Here is a 9,223-nt window from a genome sequence, read left to right on the forward strand (position 1 = left end):
GAACACATAAGCCGAGCCAGACTCCGTACCCTTGGCATTCTCGCTCCGCGCACCCACGAGCGCCGTATTCCCGGACAACGCGACGGCGCAGCCAAAACGATCGCTGCCCACCCCCGCGCCCGCCGAGCCCGCTGCGCCGCCGCCCGCGCCAGCGGCCGAGGCCAAGGCCGCCGAGCCGCCCAAGCCCGAGGTGAAGACCTCGAAGGGCGAGGCCGTGTATTACGACGCGAACGCCCGCGGGAGCTGTTCCCTCACGTTCGGCCACGACGCCGCCGTGCTCTCCGCGCCGAATGCCGTCTACAACCAGATCCAGGCGTGTGGTCAGTGCCTCGAAATCACGGGCTCCGAGGGCACCCAGGTCGTGATGGTCGCCGACCGCTGCAACGATTGCCCGCCGGATCGGCTGGTCATCAACAAGCCAGCATTCGTGAAGATCGCCGGCACGAAGGCCGGAAAGGCCGAGGTGACCTGGAAGCCCGTGCCCTGCGCGGTGCAAGGCAACCTGGAGCTGCGCTTCAAGAAGACGAGCTCGATCCACTGGACCTCGATCCAGGTGCGCAATCACCGCGTGCCCGTGAAGAGCGTGGCCTTCAAAAAGGGCGACGCGTGGGTCGAGATGACGCGCTCGGACGATAACTATTTCACGGCCGCCAAGGGCGTCGGCTCGCAATCCGTGACGTTGCGGATCACCGGGGCAGACGGACAAACCGTCGAGGAGACGGTCGCGAAATGGAAGGACGGCGAGACGTACAAGGGGACGGCGCAGTTCAAGTAGACCGCGTGATTCAGGGGAGCGGCAGCGGCGTCACCGTCCAGGTTTGTCCGTCCGTGCTCGTGTCGATTTCGTCCCACCCGACCGCGACGAAGACGCCGTCCCCCGCCGCCACGTCGGTCCGGGGGTGCCGCTCCTCGGCCGTATGTGTGGGCGTGAACGGCTGGCCGTCGACGGATCGATACAGTTGAAAGCCCGATCCCGCCACGAGGACGCCGTTCGACTCAGCCAAACCATTGCACGGAAAACTCCCGCGCCTCGTGGCCCACTCCTCGCCCGTGGCGGACGTGACGACGTGCTTGTCGATGAACGGGTTGTCTTCCAGGCCCCCGATGTAACCGACACCCTGGAACTGGCCGTCGATGAAATGCAGGCAGTCCACGCCGTGAATATCGAGAGGATGCTCGGTGAAGGATTGCGCGTCGGGCGAGACGTGCACGCTCGAATGGAAGCCCCAGAAGGCGAACTGCCCCGCGCCGAAGGCGATTCCGCTTATACGAAAACCATTGGGGATCGCGGCCTGCGGCGTGAAGCTCTTTCCGTCCGTCGAGGTGAACGTCTGGCCGGCGCCGTCGGTGATCACGAAAAGGCCGTTGCCAAACGCGACGCTGTGAATGGGCTCGAGCGTGGGGACATTGCGGCTCGTCCACGCGACGGCGTCCCCCGACGTGAGCACGACCGGGAAGGACGTGCGGGTCACGGTGGCCCAGGGGTCGCTGCCCCCCACGATCACGAAGACGCCATTGCCGAACGCGACGTCGTGGAGCGCTTGCTGGGGGAGCGACGTGTCGTTCCGCTCCCATGATCGGCCGTCCGTGGAACTGAGGAGCAGGGGCCGGGGATCGGCCCCCTGGATGTTCTCGTACCCGACCGCCACGAACCGGCCCCCGCCGTGCGTCACGGCCTGAAGCGCGTACAGCGTTTCGTCTTCGCCACCGCCACAAGCGCTCGTCGCGAGCGACCCGAGGAGCACGAAAAACCAACGCGAGGACCGGTTCGTCATGCGGCCATGTTACTTCGCCATCTGCCGCAGCACGTACTGGAGAATGCCACCGTTCAGGTAATAATCCGCCTCGTTCGGCGTATCGATGCGGGCCGTCGCCGTGAACGTCTTCGTGGTGCCGTCCGCCTTCTTCGCCACGACCTCGAGCTTCTTGAAGGGCGTGACGCCCTCGGCGATGCCCTTGATGTCGAAGGTCTCGCGGCCGTCGAGGCCGAGGGTCTGCGCGTCCTCGCCCGCGGCAAACTCGAGCGGGAGCACGCCCATGCCGACGAGGTTCGAGCGGTGGATGCGCTCGAAGCTCTTCGCGATGACCGCGCGCACGCCGAGCAACTTCGTGCCCTTCGCCGCCCAGTCACGCGACGAGCCCGTGCCGTACTCGGCGCCCGCGAGGATCACGAGCGGCACCTTCTCCTCGGCATACTTCATCGCCGCGTCGTAGATGCTGAGCTTCGTGCCCGCCGGGAGGTGGAGCGTGTTCGGGCCTTCCTCGCCGCCGAGCAGCGCGTTCTTGATGCGGATGTTGGCGAAGGTGCCCCGCATCATGACCTCGTGGTTGCCACGACGCGCGCCGTACGAGTTGAAGTCGGCCGGCTGGACGCCGTGCTCCACGAGGTAGCGCGCCGCAGGGCTCGTCTTCGCGATGTTGCCCGCCGGCGAGATGTGGTCCGTCGTGACGCTGTCGCCGAGGAGCGCGAGCACGCGCGCGCCCACGATGTCCGTGATCGGCTGCGGCTGCTTGCCGAGGTTCTCGAAGAACGGCGGCTTGCGGACGTAGGTGGACTTGTCATCCCAGGAGAAGGTCTTGCCCGCGGGGACGTTGAGCTTCCGCCAGGCGACGTCGCCGACGAGGGCATTGTCGTACCGGGTCTTGAACTGCTCGCTCTTCACGGCCGAGCGAATCGTCTCGCGGACCTCGGCCGCGGTCGGCCAGATGTCGCGGAGGTAGACGGGCGTGCCGTTGCGATCCTTGCCGATCGGCTCGGAGTACGGATCCCAGTCCATGTCACCGCGCAGCGCGTAGGCGACGACGAGGGGCGGCGACATGAGGAAGTTCATGCGCACGCTCGGGTTGATGCGGCCCTCGAAGTTGCGGTTGCCGCTGAGGACGCTCGCCGCGACGAGGTCGCCCTTCTTGATCGCATCGACGATCGTGTCGGGGAGCGCGCCGGAGTTGCCGATGCAGGTGGTGCAGCCGTAGCCGACGAGGTGGAAGCCGAGCGCCTCGAGGTACGGGAGCAAGCCGGACGCCTCGTAGTAATCGGCGACGACCTGCGAGCCGGGCGCGCACGAGGTCTTCACCCACGGCTTCGTGACGAGCCCACGCTCGACGGCCTTCTTCGCGAGGATGCCCGCCGCGAGCATGACCGCCGGGTTCGAGGTGTTCGTGCAGGAGGTGATCGCCGCGATGACGACCGAGCCGTGGCGGAGGTTGTACGAGGTGTCGCCCTCTTCGATGGCGACGGGCTTCAAGACCTTGTCACGGACGAGCATGCGCGCCGCGATGGCGTCGTCCGCGGGCTTGTCGGTGCTCGCCTCGTCGCACCACCTCGCGACGGAGGCCGCGTCGATGTCGGCGAAGCTCTTCTCGATCATCGAGTGCAAGCTCTTGCGATACCCCGTGCGCGCGGCCGCGAGGCGAATGCGATCCTGCGGGCGCTTGGGGCCGGCGATCGAGGGCTCGACGGCGCCGAGGTCGAGCTCGAGCGTGTCGCTGAAGATCGGATCGGGCATGCCCTCGGTGCGGAAGATGCCCTGCTCCTTGCAGTAGGCCTCGACGAGCGCGACCTGCTCCTCGGAGCGGCCCGTGAAGCGCAGGAAGGAGATCGTCTCGCCGTCGATCGGGAAGAAGCCGATCGTGGCGCCGTACTCGGGCGCCATGTTCGCGATCGTCGCGCGATCCGGGAGCGAGAGCGACGCGAGGCCCGGGCCGTAGAACTCGACGAACTTGCCGACGACCTTCTTCTTGCGAAGCATCTCGGTGACGGTGAGGACGAGGTCGGTCGCCGTGGCGCCCTCGCGCAGGCTGCCGGTGAGCTTGAAGCCGACGACCTCGGGGACGAGCATGGTGACGGGCTGTCCGAGGAGCGCGGCCTCGGCCTCGATGCCGCCCACGCCCCAGCCAACGACGCCGAGGCCGTTGATCATGGTGGTGTGCGAGTCGGTGCCGACGAGCGTGTCGGGGAAGGCGCGGCCCTCGGCGTCGGTCATGACGGCGCGGGCGAGGTACTCGAGGTTGACCTGGTGGCAGATGCCGGTGTCCGGCGGGACGACGCGGAAGTTCTCGAAGGCCTGCTGGCCCCAGCGGAGGAAGACGTACCGCTCTTCGTTGCGCTGGTACTCGAGGTCCGCGTTGCGAACGAGCGAGTCGCGGGTGCCGAAGTAGTTGACCTCGACCGAATGGTCGATGACGAGGTCGGCCGGGGAGAGCGGGTTGATGCGGTTCGGATCGCCGCCCATGCCTGCGAAGGCCTCGCGCATGGCCGCGAGGTCGACGACGGCAGGAACACCCGTGAAGTCCTGCAGGAGGACACGCGCCGGGTGGAAGGAGATCTCCTGGGAAGGCGCGGCCTTGGGATCCCAGCGGAGCACGGCCTCGACGTGCTCCTTGCGGACGACGCGGCCGTCCTCGTGACGAAGAAGGTTCTCGAGGAGGATGCGCAAGGAGACCGGGAGGCGCGCGAGGTCGGCGTCACTCGCGAGGGCCCGAAGGCGGTAGATCGTGTAGGACTTGCCCGAAACCGAAAGGGTGCTCTTAGCACCGAAGCTGTCTGCCATGGTCGTCACCTTGGGGGGCGGCACAGAGAGAGGCAAGGGATCCGGAGGCCGCGCGGCGGAAGGCTTCTCAGGAAAAAGGTCCGAGAGCAAGGGGGGAGCGCAGGAAGGTGCGCGTCAGGGGTTTTGCTGGGGCAGATTGTGCCTGGGGCTGAAGGAACGACCCAGGCGGACGGACCCGCCGGGGCCTCGATCCGTTCGGGGAGGGGGCAGAAGGGGGCTAACGGCCCAGGAACCGCATCAGGAAGCTGATGGGGTCGACGGAGACCTGGAGGCGGAGCTCGTTGTGGCCGGCGTCCGCGACGTTGCTGTAGATCCATTGGTGGGCGACCTCGGCCGCGAGGCTGCCGTTGTAAAGCATGAGGACGAGGCTCGAGCGGGGGCCGACGGCGAAGCCGCCGGCGACGTCACCAATGACGAGTTTTTCGAGGATGCCGATCGAGGTCTGGTTCGTCCCGAAGAGGGGACCGACGCCGACGGCCACCATATGCCCAGGGCCCAGGGTGTCGTAGGAGTAGCCGGCCTCGGTCCAGACGGAGGTGTACGAGGCGACGCCTGCGCGAAAGCCGAGTCCAGCGTCGAGGGCGAAGGCGGGCTGGGCCGAGCTTCCGGGAATGAAATGAAAGCTCGCGCCCGGGGAGACGCGCAGGGTGAGCTGGTGCTTGGGCTTGCGGGAATTGGAGCCAGCGTCGATGTAGTTCGGTGCGCCGTACGCCGGATAAGGCTGCTGGTAGGGGTTCGGCTGCTGGTACGGGTAGGGCTGTTGATAAGGATAGGGCTGCTGGTACGGGTAGGGTTGTTGATAAGGAGCGGGCTGCCCGTACGGGTAAGGCTGTTGATAGGGGTAGGGCTGCGGAGGCGGATAATACTGCGCTTGGGCCAGGCTCGCGTGGAGCGTCGAAAGGAGGACGGTGCCCACGGCGAGAAGCTGCGGAGAGATGCGCATCATGGCGGTGACCCCGCCCTGTGCAAAGGGAAGGCCATCGCGGGAAGGGCCGCGCCCGCGGCGTTTGCCGGGAGACGCGGGGGCGCTGAGAACGGCCGTTTCCATACGGGCGTGGCCAGAACGTCAGGGGGCGGGGATACCGGCCGAAGGCTAGGGGGCGCAGAAGCCGAATCCAGGGCCGAAGAGGCGCTCCTCTTTACAATGGCGGCCCGTGGGGCAATCGGCGTCGTTGTCGAGGCGGCAGATCGGGACGCGATCGCTGCTGCTGCACGCGCCCGAGCACTCGACGGCCGTGTACCTGGAGGCGGACTCGTCCCACAAGCCGCAACAGACACCACCGAGGTGCGCGCAGTCGTCGGGGTCGTCGCAGGGGATCGGGAACAACATGCAGGCGTCCGCGGCCGTGCACGCAGCGCTGGAGGCGTTGTCCTGCTCCAGACAGCAGACCTCGGAGGGGCCGCAGGTGTCGTCACCGCAGTGGACCTCACGGCCTTGCGCTGGGCCGCCTGCGTGGCCCGTGGGCGGCTGGTAGTCGCCGAGCCAGCACGCGCTCGCCGCAGAGATGAGGCCCACCACCATCGATGACAGAAGGATCCTCGTGCTCACCATGCCACGCCAGGATGGCATGCCGCGGCGTGATCGCGGAAGATCGCAAGGGCTCGCCCCTCACGCTTTCACGCGGAGCTTACCCTTCGCCTCGGGCGCGCGTGAGCCCGTCGAGCAAGCGCCCGTGCGCGAGGTCCGACGCGGCGCGCACGTCGGACACGCCGAACGGCGCGAATGCGCCGGACATGGCGAGCACCGCGAGGCCCTGGTGCATTGCAAAGACGGGGATGACGTAGGAGAGCGCCTCGCCTTCGCCGAAATACCCCGCCGCCTGGGCGTCCGCGATGTAGCGATAGAGGAGGCCGAGGCTGCGCTCGCGGCCGTTCACGAAGGCAGGGTCGTTCGGGTCGGCGTCGGCGGAGAACATCGCCTGGAAATACCCGGGGTGGTCCATCGCGAAGCGCACGTACGCATGTGCGGCCGCGAGGAAACGCGCGCGGAGGTCCGGGCCCGCCGCCGTGAGCGCTGCGTCGACCGCGTCCGCGAGGCGATGCGCCCCCTCGGCCGCGAGCGCCGTGAGCAGCGCCCGCTTGTCCGCAAAGTGCCGGTACGGCGCCGCATGCGAGACCCCGACCCGGCGCGCGAGCTCGCGAAGCGTGAACCCCATCGGCCCACGCTCCTCGATGAGCGCGAGCGCGCCTTCCCGAAGCGCGCGAGGCAGGTCCCCATGGTGGTACGGGCGAGGCGGCGGGCGTCGAGGCACGGTCCCGAGCCTACCACGTCCGCGGCGGATGTTGACGATCGCAACATTCCATGTTGACGGTGGAAACTTTAGGATGTTGTCGATGTCTACATGGGCACGACCGGAGAGGAACCCCGGTCCCCGGAGGGAACCGTCATGACGAAAGAAACCGAGAGCGTCCTCGAAGCCCGCTTGCTCGCGTCCGTCGCCCGCGTGCGTCCGATCGCAGAGGCCCACGCAGACGCGTCGAACGAGGGCGCGACGCTGCATCCGGCCGTGGTGGCCGCGATGAAGGAGGAGGGGCTGTTCGCGCTGGCCGCGCCGAAAGAGGTGGGCGGGCTCGGCGCGGACGGGCGGACGCAGTTCGTGGTGTACGAGGCGATGGCGCACGCGGACCCGTCCGCAGGCTGGGCCTTGATGATCGGGGCGATCATGAACGGAATGATGGGCGCGTATCTGCCGGAGGCGGCGACGCGGGAGATCTTCGCCGGCGGAATGCCGACGTCGGCCGGGCTGCAGGTGCCGACGGGGAAGGCGGTGCGGGTGCGCGGCGGGTTCGAGGTGACGGGGCGCTGGGGGTTCGGGAGCGGCATCCGGCACGCGAGCTGGGTGTACACGGCCGCGGCGATCGAGGCGCCCGGGCAGGCCGGGCCGCCGTCGTTCGTGCAGGTCGCGGTGCCCGTTTCGCGCGTGACGATCGAGGACACGTGGAACGCGGCGTTCCTGCGCGGGAGCGGGAGCAACCATTACCGCATGGAGGCAGTGTTCGTGGACGAGTCGTTCACGTGTTCGTATCCCGGGGCGGCGCGGAAGCGCGGGCAGGCCTATTTCGAGCTACCGTTCATCGCGCTCACGGCGCCCGGGCACATCGGCTTCGCGCTCGGCGTGGCGAGGCGCGCGCTCGAAGAGATCGCGATCGTCGCGCCGCGCCGGATCAAGGCCTGGAACGGCGAGGCGCTGGCCGCGCAATCGAGCTTCCGGGTGGAGCTCGGCCGAAAACGCGCGGCCCTCGACGCGGCGCGGGCGCTCGGGCGCTCGGTGATGGAGCTGGCGATGCAAAAAGCCGAGGCGGGGGAGGCGCTTTCTCCCGAGGATTGGGCCGCGGTGCGGGCCGCGACGACGTATACGACGGAGGTCGCGGCGGACGTGACGTCGTTCGCGTTTCGGGCGGGCGGGTCGAGCGCGATTTATGCGGGGACCGTGCTCGAACGGTGCTTCCGGGACATTCACGCGGCCGCGCAGCACATCGCCGCGACGGACGATTCGTACGAGTACGCGGCGCGCGTGGCCATGGGGGAAGCGCCGCTCCACCCGCTGCTCATGCCGCGGGATTCGGCCTAGAAACCAGCGCCGAAGCTGATGTACCCGAACGGCAGCACGCCGACGGCGGCGGGATCCGGATCGTCGCCGAGGACGTTGAACCCCGGCCCGATGAGCGCCATCGCGCCGACGCGGAACTGAAAGCCAGCGCCGTCCACCGGGTGCAGGCGATACCCGACCATGAGATTGCCATACGCGCCGATGCCCGAGCCCGACGCGCTCGCGCCGAAGCTGTTCGACGCCTGCGCCGTCGCATACGTGATCGAGACGCCGCCGCCGGCCTCGAGCGCATGCTTGCCGCTACGAACGCCGAGGTAACTCGCCGTGATGGGGAAGGTCAAAAGGCTCGCGCTCGCGCTCGACGAAGCGCCCCCCGACGAGACCGTCGCCCCGATCGAGATGTAGCTGAACCCGACACGCACGCCGAGGTCGTCGATGACGCGGCGCTCATAATTGACCGAGTACCAGAGCCCAGCCCCAAGGCCCTCGGCATAGATCGAGTTCGGCGCGGGTTTGTCCTTCGTGTCTTCTTCCTTGGGATCGGCCTTCGCTGGCGCGGCCTGCGCAGGCGCGGCCGCAGGGGCCGCCTCAGGCGCGGCTGCGGGCTGACCCTCGGGCGCGGGCGGCGCCGCCGGGTCGGCCTGCGCGAATGCAGCGCTCGGGGCGAGGAGGAGAAGGGCGCTTGCCGCAATGCAATAAGAAATCCTGGCCATGGGACCTCCCTGAAGACAAGGGTGAATCCCCCAAAAACATGAAATGAAGCGCTCCTGTCAAGCGAAAACGGCCGTCTTGGACATGCAAACGAACAGATGTGAGCCGTTGATTTTATTCAATCAAAGATCTGCGAAAAATTCTGCGCGCCTTTGGCGCGGCATGTCATAGGTGCGAGTTCACAATGCAATCGAGCGTGACCGGCTCCCCCCGAGCCCGTCACGCTCGATTGACCTCGACGCTCGCGGCCGGCGGGCCCCCCCGAACCCGGCCCCCGCGAGCGCCGCGAGGCTCAGCCCCGCGCCCGCTGCTTGCGCGGCGCCGATGCCGCCTGGCCCCGCGTGCTCCCGCCGCGCGCCATCCCCTTCTGCGCCCCACGCGCCCCGCCGCTCTGCGCGCCCCGCTGCGCCG

At 68.2% G+C, this 9,223-nt stretch carries 9 protein-coding genes; 2 read left to right on the forward strand and 7 right to left on the reverse strand.

What is annotated here, in order from left to right:
* On the reverse strand, window positions 1-111 hold a 111-nt coding region (locus E8A74_RS56270; RefSeq protein WP_420814246.1), incomplete at its 3' end, for an FG-GAP repeat protein.
* 103 nt (window positions 112-214) lie between these two features.
* Here E8A74_RS56270 and E8A74_RS51135 point away from each other — a divergent pair.
* The gene (locus tag E8A74_RS51135; protein ID WP_420814247.1) at window positions 215-775 is read left to right on the forward strand and encodes an expansin EXLX1 family cellulose-binding protein; all 561 of its coding nucleotides are present in this window, start codon (window positions 215-217) and stop codon (window positions 773-775) included.
* A 10-nt stretch (window positions 776-785) separates the two neighbouring features.
* Here E8A74_RS51135 and E8A74_RS51140 read toward each other — a convergent pair whose 3' ends face one another.
* The 5 genes from E8A74_RS51140 to E8A74_RS51160 all read right to left on the reverse strand — a co-directional run bounded on the left by E8A74_RS51140 (window position 786) and on the right by E8A74_RS51160 (window position 6,802).
* Window positions 786-1,775, reverse strand: coding sequence for a WD40/YVTN/BNR-like repeat-containing protein (locus tag E8A74_RS51140; RefSeq protein WP_136936499.1), 990 nt, complete (start codon window positions 1,773-1,775; stop codon window positions 786-788).
* 9 nt (window positions 1,776-1,784) lie between these two features.
* Window positions 1,785-4,550: an aconitate hydratase AcnA gene (acnA, locus tag E8A74_RS51145; protein WP_136936500.1), complete on the reverse strand. Its 2,766-nt coding sequence runs from the start codon at window positions 4,548-4,550 to the stop codon at window positions 1,785-1,787.
* 217 nt (window positions 4,551-4,767) lie between these two features.
* A complete protein-coding gene (locus E8A74_RS51150) occupies window positions 4,768-5,496 on the reverse strand; it encodes a hypothetical protein (RefSeq protein ID WP_136936501.1) in 729 nt (242 codons plus the stop codon).
* A 147-nt stretch (window positions 5,497-5,643) separates the two neighbouring features.
* A complete protein-coding gene (locus E8A74_RS51155; RefSeq protein ID WP_170230021.1) occupies window positions 5,644-6,102 on the reverse strand; it encodes a hypothetical protein in 459 nt (152 codons plus the stop codon).
* Between the two features lie 76 nt (window positions 6,103-6,178).
* Window positions 6,179-6,802 carry a TetR/AcrR family transcriptional regulator gene (locus E8A74_RS51160; RefSeq protein ID WP_232380118.1) on the reverse strand — a complete coding sequence of 208 codons (624 nt, stop codon included), beginning with the start codon at window positions 6,800-6,802 and terminating at the stop codon, window positions 6,179-6,181.
* A gap of 135 nt (window positions 6,803-6,937) precedes the next feature.
* On the opposite strand from E8A74_RS51160, the gene E8A74_RS51165 reads away from it, so the two are divergent.
* Window positions 6,938-8,122 carry an acyl-CoA dehydrogenase family protein gene (locus tag E8A74_RS51165; protein WP_136936504.1) on the forward strand — a complete coding sequence of 395 codons (1,185 nt, stop codon included), beginning with the start codon at window positions 6,938-6,940 and terminating at the stop codon, window positions 8,120-8,122.
* Here E8A74_RS51165 and E8A74_RS54475 read toward each other — a convergent pair.
* Window positions 8,119-8,814: a hypothetical protein gene (locus E8A74_RS54475; RefSeq protein ID WP_211365654.1), complete on the reverse strand. Its 696-nt coding sequence runs from the start codon at window positions 8,812-8,814 to the stop codon at window positions 8,119-8,121. The two genes, E8A74_RS51165 and E8A74_RS54475, sit on opposite strands and share 4 nt — an antisense overlap.
* Between the last annotated feature and the right edge of the window lie 409 nt (window positions 8,815-9,223).

Source organism: Polyangium fumosum (assembly GCF_005144585.1).
GTDB classification, from domain to species: Bacteria; Myxococcota_A; Polyangia; order Polyangiales; family Polyangiaceae; genus Polyangium; species Polyangium fumosum.

What these genes read in the sequence shown, in the direction of transcription:
- E8A74_RS51140 (WP_136936499.1), bottom strand. Translation starts at nt 1,775, where the DNA reads ATGACGAACCGGTCCTCGCGTTGGTTTTTCGTGCTCCTCGGGTCGCTC.
- acnA (WP_136936500.1), bottom strand. Translation starts at nt 4,550, where the DNA reads ATGGCAGACAGCTTCGGTGCTAAGAGCACCCTTTCGGTTTCGGGCAAG.
- E8A74_RS51150 (WP_136936501.1), bottom strand. Translation starts at nt 5,496, where the DNA reads ATGATGCGCATCTCTCCGCAGCTTCTCGCCGTGGGCACCGTCCTCCTT.
- E8A74_RS51155 (WP_170230021.1), bottom strand. Translation starts at nt 6,102, where the DNA reads ATGGTGAGCACGAGGATCCTTCTGTCATCGATGGTGGTGGGCCTCATC.
- E8A74_RS51165 (WP_136936504.1), top strand. Translation starts at nt 6,938, where the DNA reads ATGACGAAAGAAACCGAGAGCGTCCTCGAAGCCCGCTTGCTCGCGTCC.
- E8A74_RS54475 (WP_211365654.1), bottom strand. Translation starts at nt 8,814, where the DNA reads ATGGCCAGGATTTCTTATTGCATTGCGGCAAGCGCCCTTCTCCTCCTC.